Genomic DNA, 25,489 nt, shown 5'->3' with positions numbered 1-25,489 from the left:
ACGCAAGCCATAAAGGCTTATGCTATTTAGGTTTTATCAACGCTCGATCAAGCCGCCCGAATGATCTGGTGAAGCGATCGCCCCGTCAAGCCATTCCACCCCGACGGATGAGGGCCACCAGGGCCACTCCGGCGATGGCGGCGATCAGGCCGGCCCATCTCAGGGACTGATCCGGCCTGGTCAGCATCAAAGCCAACATTCGCTTCATTCCGTTGGGGAACAGGGCGTAAAGCACGCCTTCAAAGGTCAGCGCCAGGGCGACGGCCGTCAGAAAATCTCTCATCCGTCCAGTCCCCGGCGATGACCCAATCCGTTCCCCACCCGTTCCCTCATGGTTTGCCGGCACCCGGCGCATTGTGGAAGAACTTGAAGAAGTCGGACTCGGGCGTCAGCACATAGGTGGTATTGCCGTCGGCCAGCACCTGGCGATAGGCGGTCAGCGAACGGTAAAAGGCGAAGAAGGCGGGATCGGCCGAGAAAGCCTCGGCATAAGCCTTGTTGGCCTCGCTGTCGCCCTGACCGCGCAGGATCTGCGCCTGACGTTGCGCCTCGGCCAGCAGGATGGTCCGCTCGCGGTCGGCCGACGCCCGGATCTGCTGGGCGCGTTCATAGCCTTGGGCGCGGGCCTCGGCGGCTTCACGCTGACGCTCGGATTCCATCCGGCGATAAATCGCCTGGCTGGTCTCGGGCGGCAAATCGGCCCGGCGGATCCTCACATCGACCACGACGACCCCCAGCGATTTGGCCGTTTCACTGACCTGCTGCTGGATTTCGTGCATGATCTGCTCGCGTTCCGCCGACAGCACGCTGGGCAGGCTGACATTGCCGAGAACCTGACGCAGCGAATTATTGACGATCTCGCGAATACGCGCCCGCGCACCGTCCTCCGTGCGCACGGCCTGATAGAACAGCAACGGATTGGCAATGCGGAAACGGGCGTAGGTATCGACCTCGATGCGCTTCTGATCGGCCAGGATCACCTGCTCGGCCGGCGGGTCGACATCGAGCAGACGGGTATCATAGCGAACCACGTCCTCGATGAAGGGCTTCTTCATGTGCAGCCCCGGCCCCTTGATCGGATTTTCCGGATCGGCCACGGCACCGAAACGCAGCACCAGGGCCTGTTCGGCCTGGTGGACGACGAACAGCGAGGACGAGGCGACGACCAGCAGCACCAGCAGGGCGATGCCGGCTACTCCAAGAGCTGTACGGTTCATCGGCTGGCTCCCTGATTGGCGGACGGGGCCGGTGCCGGCGTGACCAAAGGCTTGGCCTTACCCAGTTCCGGCAACGGCAGATAGGGAACGACGCTTTTCGCTTGCGGATCGATCATCACCTTGGTCGCCCCCTTCAGCACGTCCTCGATGGCATCGATGTAAAGACGCCGCGCCGTAACCTCCGGCGCCGCCTTGTAGGTCAGATAGACCGAGGTGAAGCGCTTGGCCTCGCCCTGCGCCAGATTGAGCACCTGTTCGCGGTAGGCCTGCGCGTCCTGGATGATCCGCTCGGAATCGCCCCGCGCCCTGGGAATGATGTCATTGCGGTAGGCTTCGGCCTCGTTACGCAGGCGTTCCTGGTCGGCCTTGGCCCGCTGCACGTCGTTGAAGGCGTCGATCACCTCATGCGGCGGGTCGGCCTTCAGAAGCTGAACCTGCGTCACCTTGATGCCGGCGCCGTAGGAATCGAGCAGTTCCTGCATGCGGACCTTGGTGCGGTCGCCGATGGATTGCCGATTCTCGAACAGGGGCGCGCGGATCGGCAACTGGCCGATGATCTCGCGCATCGCCGATTCGGCGACCACCTTCACCGTGCCCTCGGGATCGCGGATGTTGAAAAGGTACTTTTCGGGATCGTTGAGCTGGTCGCCGATCTTCCAGAACACCGAGAAATTGATGTCGATGATGTTCTCGTCGCCGGTCAGCATCAGGCTTTCCTCGGCGGTCTCGCTGCGGCCGGCCACGCGGCGGCTTTCGACGCCGCCCGAACGGTAGCCGAGCTCGACCCGGTTGATGCGGGTCACCGCCGGCGTGATGACCGTCTCGATCGGACTGGGCAGATGGTAATTGAGGCCCGGCTGGGTCAGGCCGACGAAACGGCCGAAGCGCAGGACGACGCCGACCTCCTCGGGATTGACCTTATAGAAACCGGTCGCTCCCCACAGCGCCAGCGCCACCAGCGCCACCAGCGCGATGCCGCGCCCGCCGCCGAAGCCGCCAGGCATGAACTGCCGGAAACGTTCCTGACTCTTGCGCAACAGCTCTTCGAGATCGGGGGGCGTGCCGCCGCCACCGGATCCACCAGACCCGCGGCCCCATGGTCCCTGGCCCCCGCCCCAGGGTCCGCCACCGCCACCACCCTGCGTGTTCCACGGCATGGTATTTTCCCTTTCCCGATTTCGGCATTGCCCGGATCGTCATTACCTTGACCCGGATCCGATGCTTATTCAGCTTTGCAACGGAGGTACTGGGCCTTATATGACAGTCTGCCCGATCACGCAATGCGGGCGGGCCAACAACATCGCAGTTCGATCACTGAAAGTCTGGAGAAATCGAGAATGGCCGAGGTAACCGAAAAAGACGTCCTAGGGGCACTGGCCACGGTGGCCGATCCCGATCGGAAAAAGGACATCGTCAGCCTCGGCATGGTGTCCGGACTGACGCTGAAGGGCGGACATGTCTCCTTCGCCATCGAAGTCGACGCCGAACGGGGACCCCGCCTCGAACCGCTGCGCAAGGCGGCGGAAAAGGCCGTCGACGCCCTGCCCGGCGTGCTGACGGTATCGGTGGTTCTCACCGCCGAACGCGACGGGCACGCCGGCCACGGTCACGATCACGGTCACAACCATGACCATGACCATGACCACGGACACGGCGGTCATGGTCATGCCCATGGCGGGCACGGCGGACGCGGCCCGGCGCCGGGGCAGGAAGAGCCTTTGATGCCGGGTGTCAAAACCATCATCGCCGTGGCCTCGGGCAAGGGCGGCGTCGGCAAGTCGACGACGGCGGTCAATCTGGCGCTCGCCTTGAAAAGCCGGGGACTTTCGGTCGGCATGTTCGACGCCGACATCTTCGGCCCCTCGCAGCCGCGCATGCTGGGCGTTTCTGGTGCGCAGCCGGTGTCCAAGGACGGCGAGAGCATGGAAGCCGTCGAGGCCTATGGCATGAAGGTGATGTCCATCGGCTTCCTGGTGCCCGAGGACTCGCCGGTGGTCTGGCGCGGACCGATGGTCATGGGCGCCCTCGAACAGATGATGCGTCAGGTGAACTGGGGCGAACTCGACGTTCTCATCGTCGATATGCCGCCCGGCACCGGCGACACCCAACTGACCATGACCCAGCGCGTGCCGCTGACCGGCGCGGTGATCGTCTCGACCCCGCAGGACATCGCGCTTCTCGATGCCCGCAAGGGCCTCAACATGTTCCGCCAGGTCAATGTCCCCGTTCTCGGCATCATCGAGAACATGAGCTACTACAACTGCCCAAACTGCGGCCATGAGGCCCACATCTTCGGCCATGGCGGCGCCAAGTTCGAAGCGGTGCGGCTCTCCACCGATTTCCTGGGCGAACTGCCCCTCGACATCGATATCCGCACCACGTCCGACGATGGCCGTCCGATCGTCGTCAGCCAGCCGGACGGCCCGCTGGCCCTGGCCTACAAGGCCATCGCCGAAAAGCTGTGGGACAAGGTGCAGTTGCTGCAGAGCGCCAAGAAGGGCCCGAAGATCGTCATGCAGTGAGGGCTCCTGCCTTCGGCTAGTGGTCCGCCCCATTGAATGGCGGCCGCCTTGAATCATCGCCATTTTCCGTCGCCCCCGGACTTGATCCGGGGGCCCATGGATCGCCGGGTCACGCCCACGGCTATCCGGCACAGTTTGTGCGTTGCTCGCATTTGAGCAATAGCTGCAACCAAAACCGTCATTGCCGGACTTGATCCGGCAATCCATGACTGCATAGATCGGCCGACGTCATTTGAAGCGGGCGCGTGGATGCCCGTGTCAAGCACGGGCATGACGACTTTTGGTGGATAACCCTGGCGTAATTTTTCCTGAATATCGGGGACAAAATCCGTGCCGAACAGCCGTGGCTCAAACGCCGCTCGGGCTCAAGGTCCTGTTGATAAATTATCGAATCAACAGGACCTTGAGCCCGAGCGGCGTTTGAGCCCGCTGAAGCGGAAGAGAGGCGGGGTCACCCGCGAATGGTGGCCAGGAAGGATGAGACTTCCTGATTGATGCGATCGGCCTGGACGGCCAGATGATGGGCGGTCTGAAACATGGCCTCGGCCGTCGTGCCGTTGGCCTCCGCCGTCGCGCGCACTCCCTCGATATGAGCCGAGACCTGATCGACGCCGCCCGAAACCTCCTGAATGTTGCGCGAGATCTCGGCGGTGGCGGCGCCCTGTTCCTCGACCGCCGCGGCGATGGCGGCGGAAGTCTCGTCGAGACGCAGGATCACCTGATTGACGCCCTGGATCTCCTCGACGGCCTCGCTGGTCACCGCCTGCACATTGCGCACCTGTTCGCCGATGTCGTTGGTCGCCTTGGCGGTCTGGTTGGCCAATTGCTTGACCTCGCCCGCCACCACGGCAAATCCCTTTCCCGCCTCGCCAGCCCGAGCCGCCTCGATGGTGGCGTTCAAGGCGAGAAGGTTGGTCTGGCTGGCGATATCGTTGATCAACTGGACGATGGAGCCGATCCGCTCGACGACATCCGACAGGCTCTGCACCTTTTCGTTGGCCTTTTGCGCGAGCACGACGGCTTCCGAGGTCGCCCGGGTGGAGGAAGACACCTGCTGGCCGATTTCGCGGATCGAGGCGGCCAGTTCCTCGGATGCCGAAGCCACCGTCTGCACATTGGCCGACGCCTGCTGCATAGCGGCGGCGACCGTGACGGCACGGTCCTTGGTCTGACGCGTGGCGTCGGACATCTGGCTGGCCTTGACCTCGGATTCCTTGGCACCCCGGCCGACATCGCCCAGAATCCCCCCCACCGAGGCTTCGAAGGTTCCGGCGATCTTTTGCATCGCCTCGCGCTTATCGCTTTCCGCCCGTTCCGCCATGGCGGCCTGATCGGCCTCCAGGCGCCGCTTGGCCAGGGCGTTTTCCTTGAATACCGCGACGGCTTTCGCCATGGCGCCGATTTCATGGGAATGGCGGGCCTCGGCGAAATCCACCGACAGATCGCCGTCGGCCAAGCGCCCCATGCGCTGCCTCAATGAATCCAGCGAACGGACGACATCGCGACGAATGATCAGCACGACCAGCCCGGCCAGCAGAACGAGGCCGGCCGCGACCAGACCCAGCCGGACCAGGAAATCCTGATAGTCGTCGTCGATGTCATCGATATAGACGCCGCTGCCGATCACCAGGTTCCAGGCCGGGAATTTGGCGGCGAAGACCAGTTTCGGCGAGGCCACCTTGGCCTCCAGCTTCGGCCACCAATAGGTCACCACGCCGCTGCCCCGGGCACGCACGACGTCGATGATCTCCTTGACGAAAAGCTTGCCGTTGGCGTCCTTCAACTGCGAGCGGTCCTGCCCCACCGCCTTCGGGTTGGAAGCATTGGCGAAGGAAATGGCGTTCAGGTCGTAGGCGAACAGATAATCCGCCCCGTTGTTGAAACGCAGAGTGTGCAGGATACCGCGGAAACGCTCTTCGGCCTCTTCACGGGTCAGGCGTTTGGCCTGGACGTCCTTGTCCAGGCCCTCACCCAGGGAAATGGCCGATTCGACGATTGAGCGGACCTGCGCCTGGCGGTCTTCCATCATGCGCTGGCGCGACAGGAAACCGGAAACGGCGATGAGGGCGATCATGGCGAAAAGCGCAATCAGCAGAACCAAAAGCAACTTCGCCTTGATGCTCATCCGTTCGAAAAGTCCCATTTCGCTCCAACTCCCGCTTTGACCGCCCGGCGGCGGTCAGTTTCTCTCCACGCAGACGGCGATTCCCATGCCACCACCGATGCACAGGGTGGCCAAGCCACGTTTGGCATTCCGCTTCCCCATCTCATGAAGAAGAGAGACGAGCACACGGGCGCCGGAGGCGCCGATCGGATGACCGAGGGCGATGGCCCCTCCATTGACGTTGACCTTGGACGTATCCCATCCCAGACCGGCGTTCACCGCCAAAGCCTGGGCGGCGAAAGCTTCATTCGCCTCGATCAGGTCGAGATCGTCGATGGTCCAGCCGGCCTTGGCAAGCGCCTTCTGCGAAGCCGGAATCGGTCCCGTGCCCATAATGGCCGGATCGACACCCGCCGTCGCCCAGGAAACGATGCGGGCAAGGGGCTCGACGCCGCGGGCCGCCGCGGCCGCGGACGAGGTCAGCACCAGGGCCGCGGCGCCGTCGTTGAGACCCGACGCGTTGCCGGCCGTCACCGTGCCATCCTTCCTGAAGGCGGGGCGCAGCTTGGCCAACCCCTCAAGGGTGGTGGCGGGTTTCGGATGCTCGTCCGTCCCGACGACGGTGTCGCCCTTGCGCCCCCGGACGGTGACCGGCACGATCTCCTCGGCGAACCGGCCCGACGCCATCGCCTGCGCGGCCTTCTGCTGGGAGGCCAGCGCGAAGGCGTCCTGCGCCTCGCGGGAGATGCCGTGACGCGCCGCGACATTCTCGGCGGTCAGGCCCATGTGGTAATCGTTGAAGGCGTCCCACAGGCCGTCCTTGATCATCGTGTCGACCATTTCGGCCGCCCCCATCTTGACGCCCGAACGCAGATGCAGGGCATGGGCGGAAAGGCTCATGCTTTCCTGACCGCCGGCAACGACGATGTCGGCGTCGCCCAGCGCGATGGCCTGGGCGCCGAAGGCGACGGCCCGCAAGCCCGACCCGCAGACCTGATTGATGGTGATCGCCGTGCTTTCCTGCGGCAATCCGGCGGCCAGCGCCGTCTGACGGGCGGGATTCTGTCCCAGCCCGGCGGTGAGCACATGGCCCAGCACCACGTCCGAGACTTCGTCCGGATCGACCTTGGCGCGCGAAAGTGCGGCACCCACCGCGATGGCCCCCAGTTCAGAGGCGGCAACGGTGGCCAAGGTTCCGGCGAAGGATCCGATCGGCGTCCGGGCCGCTCCGATGATAACCACGTCCATGAGAAGTCCTCCCAATTTAAAGCACCATTTCCGGCACATGCTCCGGCACGATCAGACGGGCGGAGGTCGCGGCGATGACCTGTGCTATGGAAACGCCCGGCGCCACCTCGCGCAGCACCAGCCCTTCGGCGGTGGGCTCGATCACCGCAAGCTCGGTGACCACCAGATCGACGCGACGCAGCGCGGTGAGCGGCAGGGTGCAGCAGGGTACGATCTTGGCGGCCCCCTTGGCGGTGTGGGTCATGGCGACGATCACCCGCCGGGCGCCGGTCACCAGATCCATGGCGCCGCCCATGCCCGGCACCATCTTGCCCGGCACCATCCAGTTGGCGAGATGCCCCGCCTCGTCGACCTCAAGGCCACCCAGCACGGTGACATCGAGATGACCGCCACGGATGAGACCAAAGGAAAAGGCGCTGTCGAAGGCCGACGCTCCGGGAAGGGCGCCGATCGGGCTGCCCCCGGCATCGGTCAGATCCGCATTGACCAGACCATCGGCGGGGACCGGACACATGCCGATGATGCCGTTCTCCGACTGGAAGGAGACCGTCACCCCGGCGGGCAGGTAGCCGGCGACCATGGTCGGCAGGCCGATACCGAGATTGGCCAGCATGCCGTCCTTGAGTTCCAGGGCGACACGGCGGGCGATCAGGCTTTTGTCATCCATGGCGCTTCTCCTTGCCGACAAGATGATCGACCAGCACATGGGGGGTGACGACCATGTCCGGGGTCAGGGTACCGACCGGCACGATTTCCTGGGGTTCCACGATCACCGTGGCCGCCGCCATCGCCATCAGCGGATTGAAATTGCGGGCGGTCAACGCATAGTCGAGATTGCCGTCGTAATCGGCGTGCTTGGCGGCGATCAAGGCGAAGTCCGCCTTCAGGGCCCGCTCGACCAGATAGGTGACGCCCTCCAGTTCCAGCTTGGTCTTTCCCTCTTCGGCGGGCGTGCCGAGACCCGTCGGCGTCAGTACGCCGCCCAGGCCATAACCGCCGGAGCGCACGCGTTCGGCCAGAGACCCTTGCGGCACCAGTTCGACTGCGATGGCGCCGGCGATCATCTGACGCTGCGTTTCGGGGTTGGTGCCGATGTGGCTGGCGATCACCTTGGCGACCAGACCGGCGTCGATCAGCTTGCCGATACCGACGCCGGGACGGGCGGTATCGTTGGCGATGACGGTCAGATTGCGCCGTCCGGCGAGAACCAGGGCGTCGATCAGTCGCTCCGGGGTGCCCACCCCCATGAAGCCGCCGATCATGAGCACGGCGCCGTCCGGCACCAAGGCGGCCGCGGCCGCGGGTGTGATGATGCTTTTCATGATGGTTCCTAGAAAAAATCCCACGGGGCCGGCGGAAGGACGGTCACCTTCCGCCGGAGCGATGCGCGTGCCTTTAAGACTTCCGTCGGGAAAGCGCGTCGTCGGGGATTTCCATGTCGAGAATGGCCGAGGCCAGGCATTTTCCGTGCGCGTCGAGAGCCAGGGACCGGGTGACGCCCCCTCCCAGTGCCTGCTGCATCACGAAGTTCATGGCGCCCAGGCTGGGGATGGTGTAGCGGACCACCTCGCCCTTGACGATGCCCGAGAAGTGCTGCTTCACCCGTTCCGGCGTGATCCACGCCTCCAGAACCGGGAAATTCTTCTCGTCGAAAGCGATGACGGAGATATTGGAAATATCGCCCTTGTCGCCGGTGCGCGAATGCGCGATGTCACGAAGCTTCATCTCACACCTCGAAAAATTCGACGGTCGGAGCGACCTCTTGGCGAGGCAGCAACGCCGACATCATGGCAACCACCGGCCGCGCCGACTTGGTGGCGCCGCCGCCGCCCGCCGGGCCGTTGGTATAAAGGGTCTCGACCTCGTTGCCGATGCGCACGGCCTCGGCCAAGCTGTCGGTGCGGCCGACCACGCGGATGCGGACCTCATGCGGATCGGGGGCGCCTTCGGCGATGCCGGCTCCATGGATGGAATCGACGCCGATCAGGTCGAAACGCTGTTCAGTCGTCTTCACGCCGGTCAGCTTCAGGCGCTCCTCGACGATGGCCAGCGCCAAGCGACCGCGCTTCACCGCGCCGGTTCCGGCATAGGACATCTGCCCTTCGCCGATGAAGCCGTCCTTGTATCCCACCGAAACCTTCAATGTGTCGGGCCGCTTGCGGCCGCCGACTCCGCTGACCCTGACCCGGTCGAAGGCTTCCTCGGTGACGGTGATGTTCGAGAAATCGGCGATCACGTCGGGCGTGTAATAGGCCTTGGGATCGTGAATTTCGTAGAGAAGCTGTTCCTTGCAGGTGGCCGTGGTCACCCGTCCGCCCGAACCGGCGACCTTGGTGATCAGCGTCGAGCCGTCCTCGCCCACTTCGGCGATGGGGAAGCCCAGACGGGCCAGGTTGGCGACATCCTTGACGTCGGGATCGGCGAAATAACCGCCGGTGACCTGTCCGGCGCACTCCAGCAGATGGCCGACGGCGGTTCCCTTGCCGAGCTTTTCCCAATCGTCCATCGCCCAGCCGAACTCGTGGATCAGGGGGGCCAGGAACAATGCCGGATCGGCGACGCGGCCGGTGATCACCACGTCGGCGCCGCCCTTCAGCGCCTCGACGATCGGCGCCACCCCCAGATAGGCGTTGGCCGAGACCAGCTTATCCTTCATTTCCGAGACCGAACGGCCGGTTTCGGTGATGGGATGATCGCCGCGCAGAAGCGCCTCCAGGACGTCATCGCCATAGACCGCGGCGATCCGCAGCTTTTCCAGCCCCAGGGAGCGGGCGACCTCGGCGATCTTGGCGGCACCGGCGGCCGGATTGGCCGCGCCCATGTTGGTGATGATCCGGATGCCCTTGGCTTTGGCCTGGGCCAGAACGGCCCGCATCCGGGCTTCCAGCAGGGCGTCGAAACCGGCACCGGGATTGACCAGCTTCGCCTGCTGGCCGATGGCGATGGTGCGTTCGGCCAGGCATTCGAAGCAGAGATAGGAAATATCCCCTTTCTCGACGAGTTCGACGGCTGGTTCGATGCGGTCGCCGGAATAACCGGCGCCCGATCCGATTCGAATGGTTTTCATGACACTCTTCTTTCGTACCATGGGGGGGTGTTCAGAGCGGGATGATGCCGAAGGCGACCGAGGCGATCGTCATGACGACCGAGGCTCCGAACAGATATTTGAATGCGTATTTCTGGTGGTCGCGCAGTTCGATCTGCGACAAGCCGACGACCAGGAAGGTGGCGGGAGTGAGCGGGCTGACCGGGAAGCCGGTGGTCATCTGGCCGAGAACGGCGGCCTGACCCATGGCAAGCGCGGGCACGTCGAAATTCTTGGCGACCTCGGTGATCACCGGCAGGACGCCAAAATAGAAGCTGTCCGGATCGAACAGCATGCTGAGCGGCATGGAGACGAGACCCAGGGCCACTGGCAGATGCTGGCCCATGCTGGGGGGCACGAAGGCGACGGCGGCGGTGGCCAGGGCCTTCAGCATGCCGGTGCCGGACATGATGCCGGTGAAGCAGCCGGCGGCCAGCAGAATCGAAGCCATCATCAGGGCCGCCTTGGCATGGGCGTCGATGCGCTTCTTCTGATCGTTGACCTGCGGATAATTGATCATCAGCGCCAGCACGGTGCCCAGCATGAACATGACGACCGGGTCGACCCAACCGGCGATCATGATGGTCATGATGACGACGGTCAGCAAAAGATTGGGAACGAACATCTTCGGACGCCGCAGTTCCTGTTCGGCGGCGGAAAGCTCACGCTTCAGGGCCGGCGCGTCGGCGATCTCGGCCAATCCGAGACGGCGCTCCTCGCGCTTGCCCAGCCAGAAGGCGATACCGAAGGAGAAGGCCCAGCCGACAACCTGAACGGGTATCAGCGGATTGAAGATGTCGGTGGTTGAAACATGCAGCGCCGCCGCGGCGCGAATGACCGGACCGGTCCAGGGCAGGAAGTTGACGCCGGCGGCCAGCGAGGCGCACAGCGCCAGGATGCGCTTGTCCATGCCCAGCCGCTCATAAAGCGGCAACATCGCCGGAATGGTCACCAGGAAGGTCACCGCGCCCGACCCGTCAAGATGGACGAGGCCGGCCAGCAGCATGGTTCCGCAGGTGATGCGGGCGGGGCGCAGACCGACGCGCTTCAGGATGGCGTTGATGATCGGATCGAGCATGCCGGCATCGGTCATGATGCCGAAATAGAGAATGGCGAAGACGAACATGCCGGCGGTCGGAGCGATGGCGGCGATGCCCTTGATGACGAACTTGCCGGTCTCCAGGCCGAAGCCGCCGAGCAAGGCGCCGGCGATGGGAATGAGGATCAGCGCCACCAGGGGCGAGATCCAGTTTCGCAGGATGGCGACCAGCATGACGCCGATCACCAGGAGACCCAATATAGCCAACATGAAAGAAATCCTCCCACACGGTTGCGTTGTGCTTTTTTGTTCTTTCGTGAAAGCCTCGCCGTTTTCGATTAATGCGTCAAAAATATATAATTGATAAGTTCATTCACATTTCACATAAATCAAGCTATCGTCCTGCCCGTCATCGGGTTCCGGAAGGCTTCGCATGCGCATCAATGTTACCCCGCAACAGCTCTCGGCCTTTCTCAAGGTGGCCGAAACCGGAAGTTTCAGCGAGGCCGCGTTGCGTCTGTCGGTTTCGCAGCCGGCATTGAGCCGCACCATCCGCATGGTCGAGGAGACATTGGGCGCGCGCCTGTTCGACCGCGACACCCGCAACGTCGCCCTGACGCCGGCCGGCCATGAATTGAAGCCGATCGCCCTGCGAATCGTGCGCGAGTTCGACAACAGTTTCAGCGAGCTTTCCCGTTTCATCACCGGACGGCGCGGCCGCGTCACCATCGCCACCTTGCCCTCGATGGCCGCCGTCCTGCTGCCCGGCGCCATCGTGCGTTTCCGCGAAACCCGGCCCGATGTCGATTTCCAGATTATCGACGCCCACTCCATGTCGGTGGAGGACGACATCGCCGAGGGATTGGCCGAAATAGGCCTGACGGCGCGCCCCAATCCCGACCGCGACCTGGTCTATCACCCCTTGCTCAGCGACGAATTCGGACTGGTCTGCCGGCGTGACGATCCCCTGGCGGCGGGAGAGAGCGTGGGGTGGGACGTTTTCGCCGACCGGCGCTTCATCGCCATGTCCAGCGGGTCGAGCGTGCGCGCCATCACCGACGCCGCCTTCCTGCAGCAGGGAATGGCGGTGGCGCCCTTGTTCGAATGCGGCTTTCTGGCCACCGCGCGGGCCCTGGTCGACGCCCGCCTCGGCATCACCGCCCTGCCCGGCCTGACCGTGCCCTTGATGGCGGAATCGGGATTGGTCTGGCGTCCGCTGGTGCCGGCCTTCCGCCGGTCCTTAGGCGTGGTCCGCCGGGCAGGCGCCTCGCTCTCGCCGGCCACGCTCGATTTCATCGCCCTGCTGCGCCAGGAAGTCCGCCGCCGCGAGCAGGACCGCGCAAACGCCGGCGCCATCCAGAGCGAGGGCGAGGCGGTGGAGGCCTGAGAGACGGGTGGAAAGGAATCCCTCCACCGGCAGTGACGTCCATAGGCGTTCGGATAAGAAAAAAATCTCCCCTCTCCCGCAAAGCGGGCGAGGGCTTATCCGAACGCCTATAGGTGTCCCTGCCAGAGCTACTTTCCCGACCGGGAAGCCGTGGTCAGCGCCGCCGTTCCAGAACGACGAAACCGTATGCCGGATCGCCCGGATGCTCCTCGCGGCTCACTTCCCGCCAGGACGCCGGATCGGGCATCGGGAAGAAGACGTCGCCCTCGTAATCCCGGTGCACCTCGGTCAAATAAAGACGATCGGCCTGGTCCAGCGCGGCGTTGAACAGCTCGGCCCCGCCGATCACCATGATCTCGCCGCCGGCCGCCAACGCCCCGGCCATGTCCAAAGCCTGCTCGAGGGAATGGGCGATGTGGACGCCCTCGGCCGTCCAGGCCGGATCGCGGGTCACCACGATATTCGGCCGGCCGGGCAGCGGCCGGCCGATCGACTGATGGGTCTTGCGCCCCATCACCAGCGGCTTGCCCATGGTCACCCGCTTGAAATAGCGAAGATCCTCGGGGTTATGCCAGGGAAGCTGGTTGTCCCGGCCGATCACGCCATTGGCCGCCGCGGCGACGATCAGCGACAGCATCAGACGGCCACCGGCGCGGCGATATGGGGATCGGGATCATAGCCTTCCAGGGTGAAGTCCTCGTAGCGGAAGGCGAACAGATCCTTGACTTCGGGATTGAGGCGCATGACCGGCAAGGGCTTAGGCGTGCGCGACAATTGCAGATCGGCCTGCTCCAGATGATTGGCATAAAGATGGGCGTCGCCGAAGGTGTGGACGAATTCGCCGGGCTGCAATCCGCTCACCTGGGCAATCATCATGGTAAGCAGGGCGTAGGAGGCGATGTTGAAGGGCACCCCTAAGAAGATGTCGGCCGAGCGTTGATAGAGCTGGCAGGACAGCCGCCCCTCGGCCACATAGAACTGGAACAGGCAATGGCAGGGCGGCAGAGCCATGCGATCGACGTCCGCCGGGTTCCACGCCGAGACGATCAGCCGCCGGGAATCGGGATTCTTGCGGATCTGCGCGAGCAGATTGCCGATCTGGTCGATGGCGCCGCCGTCGGGCGTCGGCCAGGACCGCCACTGATATCCGTAGACGGGACCCAGATTTCCCTCGGCGTCGGCCCATTCGTCCCAGATGAACACCTTGTTGGCATGCAGATAGGCGACGTTGGTGTCGCCCTTCAGGAACCACAGCAGTTCGTGAATGATCGAACGCAGATGCAGCTTCTTGGTGGTCACCACCGGGAAACCGTCCGACAGATCGAACCGCATCTGCCAGCCGAACACGCTATGGGTTCCGGTGCCGGTGCGATCCTGCTTGAAGACGCCCTTTTCCCGCACATGGCGCATCAGATCGAGATATTGCCTCACCGTCCCCTCCTCAAAGCCGGCGCAGGATGAGGGAGGTATTGATCCCTCCGAAGGCGAAATTATTCGACATCAGATGGTCCACCTCCAGGCGTCGCGGCTCTTGCATGACATAATCCAGTTCGCCGCAGCGTTCGTCCAGATGAACGAGGTTGGCGGTCGGACAAAACCAGCCGTCGCGCATCATCTCGATGGACAGCCACGCCTCGATGGCGCCGCAAGCCCCGAGGCTGTGCCCGAAATATCCCTTCAACGAATGAATGGGCGCGGTGGCGCCCATGACCAGGTTCGTCGCCTTGGTCTCGGCGATATCGCCCCATTCGGTGGCGGTGCCGTGCCCGGAGACGAAACCCACGGCCGAGGCCGGCAGACCGGCGTCGTCCAGGGCCAGCCGCAAGGCTCCGGCCATGGTTTCGGCCTGCGGCTGAGTGACGTGGTTGCCGTCCGAATTGCAGCCGAAGCCGACGACTTCCGCGTAGATATGGGCGCCACGGGCGCGGGCGTGCTCGTATTCCTCGAGAATCAGGGAGCCCGCCCCCTCGCCGATGACCAATCCGTCGCGATCCCGGTCATAGGGACGCGGCGTCGTGGCCGGCGTGTCGTTTTTCGTGCTGGTGGCGTAGAGGGTATCGAACACGGCCGAATCGGTGATGTCCAATTCCTCGGCGCCGCCGGCGATCATCACGTCGGCCTTGCCGTAGCGAATCGATTCGAAGGCGTAGCCGATGGCCTGGCTGCCCGAGGTGCAGGCGCTCGACGTCGGAATGATGCGGCCGGTGATGCCGAAAAACAGACCGATATTGACCACCGCCGTGTGGCTCATCATCTGGATGTAACTGGTGGCGTTCAAATGGCGTGAGGCGCCGTCCTTTTTCAGTTCGTAGAATCCCAGCACCGCATCCGGAGTTCCGAAGGACGAGCCATAGGCGACCCCGGTCCGACCGCCGGTCAATACCGGATCCCCCAGCAGGCCGGCATGCCGCAGGGCCCGCTCGGTGGCATAGACGGCCATCTGCGACACCCGTCCCATGGTCCGGGTTTTCTTGCGCGGATAGCGTTCCGCCACCGAAAAACCGGGAACGGGTGCGGCGAGACGGGTATTTATCTCGGTAAACCGCGCCCATTCCTCCATGAAACGGATGCCGGTGCGCCCCTGTTCGAAAGCGCTCCGGATGACCGGCCAGTCCTCGCCCAGGGCGGTCAGTCCGGCCATGCCGGTGACGACGACGCGGCGCATCAGATCATCCCTCCATTCACCGAGATCACCTGCCGCGTGATGTATCCCGCCTCGTCGGAACACAGGAAGGCCACCGCCGCGGCCACCTCCTCGGGTTGGCCGACCCGGCGCAGCGGCACCATCCTGGCGATTTCATCGAGCGGCAGATCCTTGATCATTTGAGTTTCGATGATGCCGGGCGCCACGCAATTGACGGTGATGGCGCGCTTGGCCAGTTCGATGGCCAGGGCCTTGGTGGCACCGATGATGCCGGCCTTCGAGGCGCTGTAATTCACCTGTCCGCGATTTCCGGCCAATCCCGAAACGGAGGACAGGCTGACGATGCGACCGCCGCGCCGCGCCGACACCATCGGCATGACGACGGGGTGCAAGACATTATAAAAACCGTCGAGATTGGTCCCCAACACGCGATCCCAATCCTCGCCCTCCATGGCGGGAAAAGCCGCGTCGCGGGTGATGCCGGCGTTCAATACCGCACCGTAGAAAGCGCCATGTCGCGCGATCTCGTCTTCGAGAACCGCGCGGCAGGCGGCACGATCGGCGATATCGAAGGACAAGATGCGGGCGGTGCCGCCGGCCTCGCGGATTGCGGCGGCCACGGCTTCGGCCCCCGCTTGATCGGAACCGTAGTGAACCGCGACATGAAAACCATCGCGGGCCAGTCTCAAGGCGACGGCGCGACCGATACCCTTGCTGGCGCCGGTGACCAGGATCGTTCTGTCCAAAACCCGCTACTCCATGGATTGGTCGGATGTCGATGGCGCTTCGCCATCGGGTTGATAGAGGGTCAACCGCGCGGTGGCGACGGGAGCATCGGCAACCGCGATCCGGCAGTCGAAAACCGCCATCCCCTCTTCGCGAAACGCCAGATCGACGGAAATCACCGGCCGTTCCCCCAAGGCGAACCAGGAGCGCATCGACTGGTAACGTCGGGTGCCAAGCAGAAAGCCCAAGCGGATCGGACGGTCGGCGGCCCTGGCCTCCAGGCCGGCGAAAATGCCGCAGGTCTGGGCCATCCATTCGATGCCGACATGGGCGGGCACGCCCAGATCGGGCTCGAAAAACGCTGTCCCGGCATGAATGGTCAGGGATGCCTTCGCCATGGCCTCGCCATAGTCCAGCACCTCGTCCAGCAACACCATCGGCGGACGGTGCGGTAGGAGATCGCCGGGCGAAGGAAAGGCGCCGCCCATCAGGCCCGCCCCAGAACCAGGGAAACGTTGCTGCCGCCGAACCCGAAGGAATTGCTGAGCATGGCCGAGCGCCCCCGTTCAACCAGCGGAGTGCCCGGAGCGATCAGATTGAGCCGGGGCAAGGCGTCGTCGAAGCAGCCGTCCCACAGATGGGGCGGCAGCAATCCGGCATTGGTTTCCGGATTGAGGGTAAGCCATAGGAACGCGGCCTCGACGCCGCCGGTCGCCCCCAGCATATGTCCGGTCATGCCCTTGGTCGAACTGCAGGGCGTCGACGCCGGGAACAGCGCCGCCATGGCGCGGCTCTCCATGGCGTCGTTGAGCGGTGTCGCCGTGCCGTGCAGATTGACATAGGCGATGTCGGCGGGAGTCAGGCCGGCGTCGGACAGCGCCATCGCCATGGCCGCCCGCGCGCCTTCGCCTTCGGGATCGGGCGCGGTGACGTGATGGGCATCCGAACTTTCGCCCACCCCCAGCAACTCCACCGGACCGGGCTCGGCGGAAAGCAGAAAAGCGGCGGCCCCCTCCCCGATGGTGATGCCGTCGCGATGGGCGCTGAAGGGATTGCAACGGCTTTTTGACAGCGCCTCCAACGAATGGAAGCCGTTCAAGGTCATCCGGCAGAGCGAATCCGCCCCGCCCACCACGGCGGCGTCGACCAGCCCGGACCGGATCAACCGGCGGGCGGAGGCGAAAACCTTGCCGCTCGACGAGCAGGCGGTGGCCACCGTATAGGCAGGCCCCTCCAGTCCCAGGGCGCGCGCGGCGAAAACGGCCAGGGTACCGGGTTCCTGCTGCCGGTAATGGTAGCTTCCGGGCCATACGCCGCCACTCCGGTAGGCGGACAGAGCAATCTCGCCCTCGGCGATGCCCGAGGTGCTGCTGCCCAACACCACCGCTATCCTGTGGACGCCGTAACGGGCGGCGCAGGCCTCCACCGCCGGACGGATCTCGGCCAGCGCCGCCCACATCATCCGGTTGTTGCGGCAGTCATAGGCCGCCGCGACCGGAGGCGGTGGCGGAAACTCTCCGTCGATCGCGCCAACCTGGACGCTCCGCTCCGGAATCGAGACCGCGTCTTCGCGAAAGGCATGGGACGCCCCGGAGAACAAGGCCCGGGCAACGGCGGACCGACCCCGGCCCAAGGGACAGACGACGCCGCAATCGTTCAGGTAAAGCCTCATGGCCACACCCTCACCGCCGGAACATCGAATCCGGCCGACGCATCGGAAGCCGTCGCGGCGCCGCCGCAAACGGCCCTCGCCGACGGGAAGACAACAGAAACCACCGCGCGGACGACCAAATACCCAACCTTTCGATCCAAGATGCCGGCGGACAATACACCAAAAAGCCCTACCGGAAAGTAACCAGATAACCCTTGCGCGTACCGCGTCACCGGCGGTCAGCCGAGGGCTGGTTGAAGGTGCGCCCAATGTTCCGCGCGCGGTCGCCCCAAAGGACGATTATTGAAAAACATACGATTTCTTTATGGGCGACCCCGTTAAAGATTGGCATACCTTTTCCGTGGATAATCCACAGGCTTTTATTTCTTCTGGTAGGGGATGAGCCCCCCTTGTCTCGCAGGGAGTATTGAGAATGATTTTAAAGATGGCGAGGAACATCATCGTTGCCGGCGGCTTGGCCTTGGTCGTGGTGGGCTGCTCCCGCCAGCAACCGGTCTACAACGTCGTCAGCCATCCCATTCCCGCGGCCGTCACGCAGATCTCCCTGCCCGACATGCAGAGGGCGATCGTTCTGGCCGGAACGGATCGGGGCTGGACCCTTGTCCCCGTGGAGCCCGGACATCTGAAAGGACATATCGATCACAATGGGCACAGCGCCGACATCGAAGTCCTGTTCACCACCGGCAATTATTCCATCAGCTATGTAACCAGCGCCAATCTTCTGGCGACGAGCGATGGGCTGATTCACACCACCTATAACAAATGGATTCACCAGTTCGAGTCCGACATCGACCGCCAGATCATCAGGCTGGCCCTTTCTTAAGGGCTTGCCGCGAAACAATCGCTCCAGCCCTTAAGATTCAGATGACGCCGCGCTCAGGGGCGCGTCTCGACCGTCTGAATATCCAGCGAGTATCCCCAGGCGAGATTGCTGTAATGCAACCGCCCTGTCCAAGGAGAGTCTCCCGAGACCGGTTGATAATCGGCTCGCATGACTTCCCGTCCTCCGGCCAGGATCGACCGGCTGCGGGGGCCGCTCTCCAGGGTTGCCCCCGCTCTTACCAACATCGCGCGAACGACGTCTTCGGGCCAGTAAAGCAAAACGATATCCACCAGGATATTTTCCGGCCGCATGGAGTTCGGCACCCAGGGAGCGGCAGAATATTCGACGCCGCCGGGTGTCCAGGTGATGCGCAACAGTTCACGGCCCATCGGATCCAGTCCGACCATGAGGAAACGCTCGGGCGTGGCACTCAGGCGCCCTTCGAAGGGGTAGGACTGCTCGCCATAATGGGCAATGAGCATCTGGCTTGCCTCGACGCGCCGGCCCAGATCGTTGAGCCGAGGCAAGGTCAGCGACAGATCGGGCGCGACCTTGACCGGCGCCACGGGCGCCGGCTCGCTGGCGCAAGCAGCCAGGATTGACATGAGCGCGGCGCCAATGATCGCTCGAATACTCAACTCAACACCCCTTCATTTTGGAATAACGTGACCGGACAATACACGAATTCGAGCGATGAAAAAGTATTCGAGAGACTCCTCCGGCAGAAAATCTCGGACCCCGGAAACTACGGTTTGAGATTTCCCGCTTTCATGCGAAAAGACATCTTCTCTATTACCGGTTTTAAAATTTCCAGACCACAAGCGAAACCATGAAACGTGAATTATTGAGATCGTTCATCGCGGCGATCGTCATTTCGCTGACACTGAACGCCTGTGGCACCTTGTCGACCTGGGAGGCGGAGCCGCCGAAAGAGCGGATCGAACCCGATCTCTCAAACCTTCCGCAGGAAGTGGAGTCCCTCGCCGGCCCTTTGACCCGTCAGGGCCAGACACCCGGCTTGATCGTCGGTCTTCTGCTACCCGATGGGTCCTGCCGGTTTTTCGGTTATGGCAGTACCACATCCGGCGGAGGCGAAACACCCGGCCCGGACACCCTGTTCGCCGTCGGATCCCTCAGCAAGGGTTTTCTGGGCGGAATCACGGCGACGCTGGTGCAGGAGAAGCGGCTGTCCTGGTCCGACACCCTGCCGGCGCTCCTGCCGCCGGGAACGCCGCTCAGTTCCGATGCCGCCCGGATTTCCCTGGAGCAGCTCGCCACCCACACCTCGGGCCTGCCGCGTCAGCCCGCCACCCTCAGGACGCTGGCCTACTTCGTCGAATATCTGTTCACCGGCGACAATTTCTACCGCCATCTCGACCGCGACACCGTCCTGGACTATCTCTCGGACTTTTCCGCGCCGTCCGATCCGAACCCGCAATATTCGAATATCGGCTACGGCATCCTGGGCGACGTCGTCGAACGGAGAACGGGCCAGACGCTCGACGAACTGCTGGCCCAACGCATCACGGGGCCGCTGGGCCTGCCCCATACCGGCTACGACCCCGAAAAACTGCCGGGATATGCCTCGCGGGCCATCGGGCATGCCGGAGATCAGCCGAAGTTCATCCGGCGAGGCGAGCCCGTCCCCGATTGGCGGATGACCGGCATCATGCGCGGATCGGCGGCGATTTATTCCACCGCCCGCGATCTTCTGAACTTCGCCGGAGCCCATGTCAGAAAGGATGGCTCTCCCTTGAGCAGCGCGCTGGCTGGAAATTTGCGGATCCGCTTCGCTCGGCCGCGCGAAGCGGCGGCCATCGCCTGGATTGCGGACGACGTGGGCGATACCCGCATCCTCTACCAGGTCGGCCTGATCGCCGGTTACACCAGCTATCTCGCCGTCAACGAGACCAACGGCACCGCCGTGGTCGTTCTGCAAAACGCCTTCAACTGGGATTACAGCCTCGGCCACAAACTGATGCTGCTTTTGGCAACGCCCCCAAAAATCCAGTCTGAATAAATAAAAAATCAGGCCCAAAAATCAAAAAAATTGTACCACTGACTTGGCGCCTTGAGACAATACCTCTCAAGGATATGAGCATATGACTGGCACATATCCCCCAGAATCTGCTCTCTCGATTTTCGCTGTATTTCCAACCTTCTTTCCGCAAACGTCTCGAAATACATGGAAAAGCCCGCACCCTCGCGCAGACAAAACATCAGATGGACCGGGCAATCCATCAAGGCCCCCAGAATAAACGGCCCCTGGGAGAAGGCTGCGGGATGCCCCAGAAAGGAGACCCGGCTGATCCGCGTCCGGCTGAGAACGGGAATCCGGTCTCCCGCGATGGCGATCCATTCGCCCCGTTCCACCCGCTCCTTGAGGTCGATCGCCGTTTCGGGACCGATTTCGGTGACCTGGATCGTCCGTGCCTCCACGTCCGGATGAATGGCCCGCAGGATCCGGTTGTAGTGAACGGCATGACGGGTATGGAGAAGGACGTTGAGCGGCCGCCCGAACAGCTTGGCCTGATGGGCCCGGCACATGTCGGCATTGCCGAGATGAGACACGATGAGCAGGCCGCCCCGGCCCTCGGCGGCAACTTGCCGGATGGCCTCCGCGCCCACCATACGGATGGCTCCGGTTCGCTGGGGCGCGGACCAGGCGATGACCGTGTCGAGCGCCTTTTCGGCGAATGACATGAAATGGATGAGGCCATCCCGCCATCCGGGAGGCTTTTCCCCTCGAAACGCGCGAACGCGGCCCAGAAAGTCGAGCGAGTGCCGCCGCCGCCGGCCGTCGGTGAGATAGAAGTAGGGAACGATCAGCCACAACAGGAACACGCATCCGCGCCGCCCAGCGATCCTGTAAAGCAGAAGGATCAGACGCATCCCGAGCCACGTCCCCCGCTCGGCCAATCGCGCCCAGTGACCGTCGGCCGGGCCGCCCGGTTCGTCCGCCCACGCCATCGGAGCCAGGATAAAAGCCAACAGAATGCCGAGGCTCATGGTCGAACCGAAGGCGTGCACGGCGGCGACGCCGCTCAAAGCCAGCATACCGAAGGACATCAAGGCCGTACAGGCGGCCAGGGCGACGGCCAGAAGCGTGACCTGGCGGCGCTCACCCCGGCTCTCGGCGCAGAAGACCGCATAATCCACCCCGACCGACAGCACCAGAACCAGGGCCATGGCGTCGAAAAAAGTGAAGGCGGCGCCCCCCAAAGCCCTGAGCGCCGGCGTCAGAATCACCGCCAGAAGTGGTGGCACCAGCAGACGCAACCCTCCCACGCCATGGCGCCCCATGACGAGGGGCACCATCAAAACCGCCGAGAGACCGGTCAGAAGCAACGCCCGGTACCGATATTTGCCGAGAAGGAGGGTGAAGCTTTCCGTCGGATCGACGAACCGCACATCCTCGAGACCGCCGGCCGCGCGCGCCACGCGCTCGACGTCCGCCACCCCTTCCAGGGTCACCACATGGGTCACCACGCCATTGACCCGTCCCATGTCCAGCATCGCCAGGGAGGCCAGGGGGCCGTCGCCGGAAAGGACCTGCGACGGCGTCAGCGCCGGCCCGGCCTCGTCCTGATCCGCCGTGGGCATCGGCGGCAATTCCAGCTGAAGCTGGCGAAGATGTCCCTCCAGCAACGGCTCCTCGAGGAGGCGGCGCAGCAGACGGCGATTGTCCCGCTGCCGCGCGGCGGAGGGAACATAGCGGGCCAGCGCCTGGAAATTGCGCAAGGCGCCGTCGGCCACCAGCGGACGCAACGCATCGGCCAGGGCCTCCTCCCTCTCGAGGGCGCCCTCCTCGTCGGCGGCTTCGATCACGAAGAAACGGCTGCCCGCGGTGTCGCCGATCAGACGCAGAATATGCTCCTGCTGGACGCGCAGGTCCGGCGACAGGGCCTGCATATGCCGCACGTCGTCATCGACATGGAATCGCGGCACGCCGGCCAGAGCGGCCACCCCGAGAAGAATCGCCGCGGCCCGGCGGGGACGTCGATAGCGCCGATCCTCCCACAGGGAGGCCAGTCCGGCGCCGAATGCCAGCAACCGGCGCCCATGCCGGGGAACGGCGCTGCGATCGAGAAGCGGCAGCCACAGGATCACCGTCGCCCATGCCGCCACGAGGCCCACCGCCGAGAAGATGGCGATCTGGTGCAGTCCGGGGAACGGGGCGAAAAACAAGGTCAGATAGCCGATCACGGTGGTCGCCGCGCCCAGGGTGACGCCGGCCCGCACCCGGCGCAGCCGTAGTGCCGGCGACGCCGGAGCGCCGAAAATCTCCGTGCAATATTGCAAGCTGTAGTCGACCGCCACGCCGATCAGGCTGACCCCGAACAGCAGGGCCCCCACATGCAATTCGCCGAACAGCCACAGGCTGGCCGACAAAGCCGTCATCACCCCGGTTCCGATGACCAGAAGACTGAGCCAGAGCGCCGACAAGGCGCGGAAGACCAGCAACACCAGCAAAATGGTGCCCAGGGTGGACAGGAGACCGATCTCGGAGGTCTCGGACATCGCCTGCTCGGCACCGGCCCGGGCATAGAACACCGCCCCCAGACGCAACAGTTCGACGCCCGGACGAGCCGCCCGCAGGGAACCCTCATCGAGAAGGGCGGCAAGGCGCCGCTGGACATCAAGGGCGTAAGGTCCGCCGTTCAGCTGTCCGGCCACCATCACCCAGGTCATGCCGTCCTGCTGGAGCGACATCATGCCGTCGTCGACGGCAAGGCGCGACATCGGTATGGGCAGGCTGGAGAAAAAAGCCGGCATCAGCAGGAAGGGATCCTGCCGCAGCAATCGCGCGTCGGCCATCCCGACGAAACCATAGATCTGCGACAGCGCCCGATTGGCGATATCGCCGGCCCGCCCGTCCAGCAGACGGCGCCGGTCGTCCTCGCTCAACAATCCGCGGCGATAGGGAAAGTAAAGGCGCCCCAGGGACTGCAGGCGGTTCTTGTCCAGTCCGCCGGTCGCCACGCTCACCAGCCCCTCGGCGGCAAGACGCCCGGCGATGTCGGCCGCCGCCGCCCGCGCCTTCTCCCGATCGTCGGCGCCGAACAGCAGGACAACATGTTTCGCCAGGCCGTTGGTCACCACGTCGTTGGCCCGCTGCAAGGCGGGATCCCGCTCCTCGCGCGGCAGAAGCGCCGTCAGATCGGTCTGAAAATGCAGACCCTCGGCGGCTCTCCAGACCAGGTGGGCACCGGCCAGCAGCACCACGGCCAGCCAGGCGAGAGCGAACAGCCGGCTCATCGCGAAGAGTCGAGCAGGCTCGCCTCGGCGCCCGTCAGCGAATCGCGCGACAGACTCTGGTCAAGGAAACTCAGGCGATCGAAGTCTTCGCTGTCGGCCTTGGCGAGAACCACCTCGTCCAGGAAACGCCCGCCCTTGGCGACGATGGACCGGAAGGGCATGGAGACTTGGTCGGGCGCCCGGCGCGGGACCAGCTCCATCCGCCAGTTTCCGTCGTCACCGGAACGGGTCGTGGCGAAATCGCTCTCCATCGCCCGCCAATCGCCGCCGAGAACACCGCCCAGCATATCATAGAGACGCGACAGGAACGGCAAGCGGGCCGACGGAAGCCGCATGGTCTCCGTGCCGCCGGCCGTCTGAACCAGACCCGCCGCGGTGATGACGGTGGTCACGGCGAAGGGCGTCTCGGCCTGCCAGATCAATCCGCGCCCCGGCACCAGGACGAAACGCCCCTCGGTCCGCAAAGGCGCGCCGAATCCGCTGAGATGACGTTCCTGCACGAAACGCCCCCGCAAGACCTGCCCGGGTTCCATGGTCTGGCTGGGGCCGGCGGACCATGCCGGGGACAAGGGTGCCAGGACGATCAGCAGAAGGACGAGCAAGCGGCGCATCAGAGGGCCGCCTTCACTTTTTCGGTAAACGCCGGCGGACTTTCCAGCAACATCTCGCCGGTATCGGCGCGGACCGCCACCTGGATGGTCTGCCCCTTGGTCGCGATCTGGCCGGTGGCATCGTGGATGCGGTAATCGATCTTCAGGCGGTTTTCGTACTCCACCAGGGTCGCGGTGACCACCACCTCGTCGTTGAAGCGGATCGGCCGGACATATTTGATCCGCATGTCGACGACCGGCCAGACATAGCCGCTGGCCTCCATTTCCGGGTAATTGTAGCCGATACGGTCGAGAAGGGCGCAGCGGGCCTGTTCCAGGAAACGGGCGTAATTGCCATGCCAGACGACCTGCATGGGATCGAGATCGTAAAACTGGGCCTTAATCACCACTTCGGCGGAAATCATGATACCTCTTCGGGAAATTGCGGACGGTGGGCCAGGATGGAGGGCAGGCGGATCAGCATGGTCAGCACCAGCCGGCTGTGCATCACGCTGATCCGCCAATTATCGCGCAGCAGATCGAAATTCGAAATATTGCCGGGCGGATAGGTCACCCGCACCGGCAGGCCCAGAACCGGCGTTCCCTCCCAGAACAGCCGAACCATGATTTCGGTGTCGAAGTCCATGCGGCGGCCCACCTTATGGCGCCCGAGCAAGGCATGCACGGCCGCCAGCGGATAGACGCGGAAACCGCACATGCTGTCGGAAATCCGCAAGGAAAGCGTCTCGACCCAGACCCAGACATGGGTAACCCAGCGCCCGATCCTGCGTCCCGGGGGAATCGACGCGTCGTACCGCGGCAGGCCGGTCACCAGGGCCTGGGGATGCCGTCCGGCCAGGGCCAGCAGGCCGGGCACGGCGTCCAGATCATGCTGACCGTCGGCATCGATCTGAAGCGCATGGGTGAATCCCGCCTCCCAGGCCAGCCGAAAGGCCTCGACCACCGCCACGCCCTTGCCCCGGTTGACCGCCAGGCGATGAACGCGCACCCCGTCTTCCGGCGCGTGCAGGCGGGCGATGGCGCTCCGCGCCGGCTCCGCGCTGCCGTCATCGACGATGAAAACCGGCAGGCCGGCGGACCGAAGACCCCCGATCACGCCGGCGAGGGCGGTCCAATGATTGTGGCTGGGAACGACGGCGCAAATTTTCATCG

General features: G+C 64.2%; 25 protein-coding genes. 4 read left to right on the top strand and 21 right to left on the bottom strand.

The window, feature by feature from the left end:
* Window positions 1-85: 85 nt before the first annotated feature.
* The 3 genes from CWS72_RS10990 to hflK are packed head-to-tail and all read right to left on the bottom strand — an operon-like array spanning window position 86 to window position 2,374.
* On the bottom strand, window positions 86-283 hold the full coding sequence (locus CWS72_RS10990; protein ID WP_101250653.1) for a DUF2065 domain-containing protein: 198 nt from the start codon (window positions 281-283) through the stop codon (window positions 86-88).
* 46 nt (window positions 284-329) lie between these two features.
* On the bottom strand, window positions 330-1,217 hold the full coding sequence (gene hflC, locus CWS72_RS10985; protein ID WP_101250652.1) for a protease modulator HflC: 888 nt from the start codon (window positions 1,215-1,217) through the stop codon (window positions 330-332).
* The gene (gene hflK, locus CWS72_RS10980) at window positions 1,214-2,374 is read right to left on the bottom strand and encodes an FtsH protease activity modulator HflK (protein WP_101250651.1); all 1,161 of its coding nucleotides are present in this window, start codon (window positions 2,372-2,374) and stop codon (window positions 1,214-1,216) included. Before hflK ends, hflC begins: the two co-directional genes overlap by 4 nt.
* A gap of 180 nt (window positions 2,375-2,554) precedes the next feature.
* On the opposite strand from hflK, the gene CWS72_RS10975 reads away from it, so the two are divergent.
* Window positions 2,555-3,739, top strand: coding sequence for an Mrp/NBP35 family ATP-binding protein (locus CWS72_RS10975; protein WP_101250650.1), 1,185 nt, complete (start codon window positions 2,555-2,557; stop codon window positions 3,737-3,739).
* 451 nt (window positions 3,740-4,190) lie between these two features.
* Here CWS72_RS10975 and CWS72_RS10970 read toward each other — a convergent pair whose 3' ends face one another.
* From CWS72_RS10970 to CWS72_RS10940, 7 genes are all read right to left on the bottom strand, one after another.
* Window positions 4,191-5,882 carry a methyl-accepting chemotaxis protein gene (locus CWS72_RS10970; protein WP_101250649.1) on the bottom strand — a complete coding sequence of 564 codons (1,692 nt, stop codon included), beginning with the start codon at window positions 5,880-5,882 and terminating at the stop codon, window positions 4,191-4,193.
* A gap of 36 nt (window positions 5,883-5,918) precedes the next feature.
* On the bottom strand, window positions 5,919-7,091 hold the full coding sequence (locus CWS72_RS10965; RefSeq protein ID WP_241911678.1) for an acetyl-CoA C-acetyltransferase: 1,173 nt from the start codon (window positions 7,089-7,091) through the stop codon (window positions 5,919-5,921).
* Between the two features lie 16 nt (window positions 7,092-7,107).
* Window positions 7,108-7,758 (bottom strand): 3-oxoacid CoA-transferase subunit B, encoded by a 651-nt coding sequence (locus tag CWS72_RS10960; RefSeq protein ID WP_101250647.1) that lies wholly within the window; start codon window positions 7,756-7,758, stop codon window positions 7,108-7,110.
* Entirely contained in the window at window positions 7,751-8,413 is a 663-nt protein-coding gene (locus CWS72_RS10955) for a 3-oxoacid CoA-transferase subunit A (RefSeq protein ID WP_101250646.1), read from the bottom strand. The genes CWS72_RS10960 and CWS72_RS10955 overlap by 8 nt, the downstream gene beginning before the upstream one ends.
* Window positions 8,414-8,486: 73 nt before the next feature.
* Complete coding sequence (locus tag CWS72_RS10950; protein WP_101250645.1) at window positions 8,487-8,816, bottom strand: AtuA-related protein; 330 nt, start codon at window positions 8,814-8,816, stop codon at window positions 8,487-8,489.
* Between the two features lies 1 nt (window position 8,817).
* Window positions 8,818-10,158, bottom strand: coding sequence for an acyclic terpene utilization AtuA family protein (locus CWS72_RS10945; protein ID WP_101250673.1), 1,341 nt, complete (start codon window positions 10,156-10,158; stop codon window positions 8,818-8,820).
* 31 nt (window positions 10,159-10,189) lie between these two features.
* Window positions 10,190-11,485 (bottom strand): CitMHS family transporter, encoded by a 1,296-nt coding sequence (locus tag CWS72_RS10940; protein ID WP_101250644.1) that lies wholly within the window; start codon window positions 11,483-11,485, stop codon window positions 10,190-10,192.
* Between the two features lie 163 nt (window positions 11,486-11,648).
* Here CWS72_RS10940 and CWS72_RS10935 point away from each other — a divergent pair, with 163 nt between their 5' ends.
* Window positions 11,649-12,602 (top strand): LysR family transcriptional regulator, encoded by a 954-nt coding sequence (locus tag CWS72_RS10935; protein ID WP_101250643.1) that lies wholly within the window; start codon window positions 11,649-11,651, stop codon window positions 12,600-12,602.
* Between the two features lie 154 nt (window positions 12,603-12,756).
* Here the strand turns inward: CWS72_RS10935 and CWS72_RS10930 are convergent, their stop codons facing one another.
* The 6 genes from CWS72_RS10930 to CWS72_RS10905 are packed head-to-tail and all read right to left on the bottom strand — an operon-like array spanning window position 12,757 to window position 17,644.
* Window positions 12,757-13,239: a dihydrofolate reductase gene (locus CWS72_RS10930; RefSeq protein WP_101250642.1), complete on the bottom strand. Its 483-nt coding sequence runs from the start codon at window positions 13,237-13,239 to the stop codon at window positions 12,757-12,759.
* Entirely contained in the window at window positions 13,239-14,033 is a 795-nt protein-coding gene (locus CWS72_RS10925; RefSeq protein ID WP_101250641.1) for a thymidylate synthase, read from the bottom strand. The genes CWS72_RS10930 and CWS72_RS10925 overlap by 1 nt, the downstream gene beginning before the upstream one ends.
* Before the next feature lie 10 nt (window positions 14,034-14,043).
* Window positions 14,044-15,267 carry a beta-ketoacyl-ACP synthase gene (locus CWS72_RS10920; protein ID WP_101250640.1) on the bottom strand — a complete coding sequence of 408 codons (1,224 nt, stop codon included), beginning with the start codon at window positions 15,265-15,267 and terminating at the stop codon, window positions 14,044-14,046.
* Complete coding sequence (locus tag CWS72_RS10915) at window positions 15,267-15,992, bottom strand: 3-ketoacyl-ACP reductase FabG2 (RefSeq protein WP_101250639.1); 726 nt, start codon at window positions 15,990-15,992, stop codon at window positions 15,267-15,269. The genes CWS72_RS10920 and CWS72_RS10915 overlap by 1 nt, the downstream gene beginning before the upstream one ends.
* A 6-nt stretch (window positions 15,993-15,998) precedes the next feature.
* Window positions 15,999-16,460, bottom strand: a complete 462-nt coding sequence (locus CWS72_RS10910; protein ID WP_101250638.1) for a hotdog family protein — start codon at window positions 16,458-16,460, stop codon at window positions 15,999-16,001.
* On the bottom strand, window positions 16,460-17,644 hold the full coding sequence (locus CWS72_RS10905; protein WP_101250637.1) for a beta-ketoacyl-[acyl-carrier-protein] synthase family protein: 1,185 nt from the start codon (window positions 17,642-17,644) through the stop codon (window positions 16,460-16,462). Before CWS72_RS10905 ends, CWS72_RS10910 begins: the two co-directional genes overlap by 1 nt.
* Before the next feature lie 412 nt (window positions 17,645-18,056).
* On the opposite strand from CWS72_RS10905, the gene CWS72_RS10900 reads away from it, so the two are divergent.
* Window positions 18,057-18,467: a hypothetical protein gene (locus tag CWS72_RS10900; protein ID WP_101250636.1), complete on the top strand. Its 411-nt coding sequence runs from the start codon at window positions 18,057-18,059 to the stop codon at window positions 18,465-18,467.
* Between the two features lie 53 nt (window positions 18,468-18,520).
* Here the strand turns inward: CWS72_RS10900 and CWS72_RS10895 are convergent, their stop codons facing one another.
* Window positions 18,521-19,072, bottom strand: coding sequence for a DUF3261 domain-containing protein (locus tag CWS72_RS10895; RefSeq protein ID WP_101250635.1), 552 nt, complete (start codon window positions 19,070-19,072; stop codon window positions 18,521-18,523).
* A 224-nt stretch (window positions 19,073-19,296) separates the two neighbouring features.
* Here CWS72_RS10895 and CWS72_RS10890 point away from each other — a divergent pair, with 224 nt between their 5' ends.
* Entirely contained in the window at window positions 19,297-20,487 is a 1,191-nt protein-coding gene (locus tag CWS72_RS10890) for a serine hydrolase domain-containing protein (RefSeq protein WP_101250634.1), read from the top strand.
* Window positions 20,488-20,495: 8 nt separating this feature from the next.
* Here the strand turns inward: CWS72_RS10890 and CWS72_RS10885 are convergent, their stop codons facing one another.
* From CWS72_RS10885 to CWS72_RS10870, 4 genes are read right to left on the bottom strand one after another with little or no spacing between them, the layout of a single operon-like run.
* Window positions 20,496-23,726 (bottom strand): hypothetical protein, encoded by a 3,231-nt coding sequence (locus CWS72_RS10885; protein ID WP_101250633.1) that lies wholly within the window; start codon window positions 23,724-23,726, stop codon window positions 20,496-20,498.
* On the bottom strand, window positions 23,723-24,337 hold the full coding sequence (locus CWS72_RS10880) for a LolA-related protein (RefSeq protein WP_101250632.1): 615 nt from the start codon (window positions 24,335-24,337) through the stop codon (window positions 23,723-23,725). The genes CWS72_RS10885 and CWS72_RS10880 overlap by 4 nt, the downstream gene beginning before the upstream one ends.
* Window positions 24,337-24,741, bottom strand: a complete 405-nt coding sequence (locus CWS72_RS10875) for an acyl-CoA thioesterase (RefSeq protein WP_101250631.1) — start codon at window positions 24,739-24,741, stop codon at window positions 24,337-24,339. The genes CWS72_RS10880 and CWS72_RS10875 overlap by 1 nt, the downstream gene beginning before the upstream one ends.
* Window positions 24,738-25,487: a glycosyltransferase family 2 protein gene (locus CWS72_RS10870; protein WP_101250630.1), complete on the bottom strand. Its 750-nt coding sequence runs from the start codon at window positions 25,485-25,487 to the stop codon at window positions 24,738-24,740. The genes CWS72_RS10875 and CWS72_RS10870 overlap by 4 nt, the downstream gene beginning before the upstream one ends.
* Window positions 25,488-25,489 lie beyond the last annotated feature (2 nt).

It is taken from the genome of Telmatospirillum siberiense (assembly GCF_002845745.1).
In the GTDB taxonomy this organism is placed as follows: Bacteria; Pseudomonadota; Alphaproteobacteria; order Rhodospirillales; family Magnetospirillaceae; genus Telmatospirillum; species Telmatospirillum siberiense.
The sequence above is the reverse complement of the archived record's forward strand: the minus strand, read 5'-3'. Positions and strand labels throughout refer to the sequence as shown.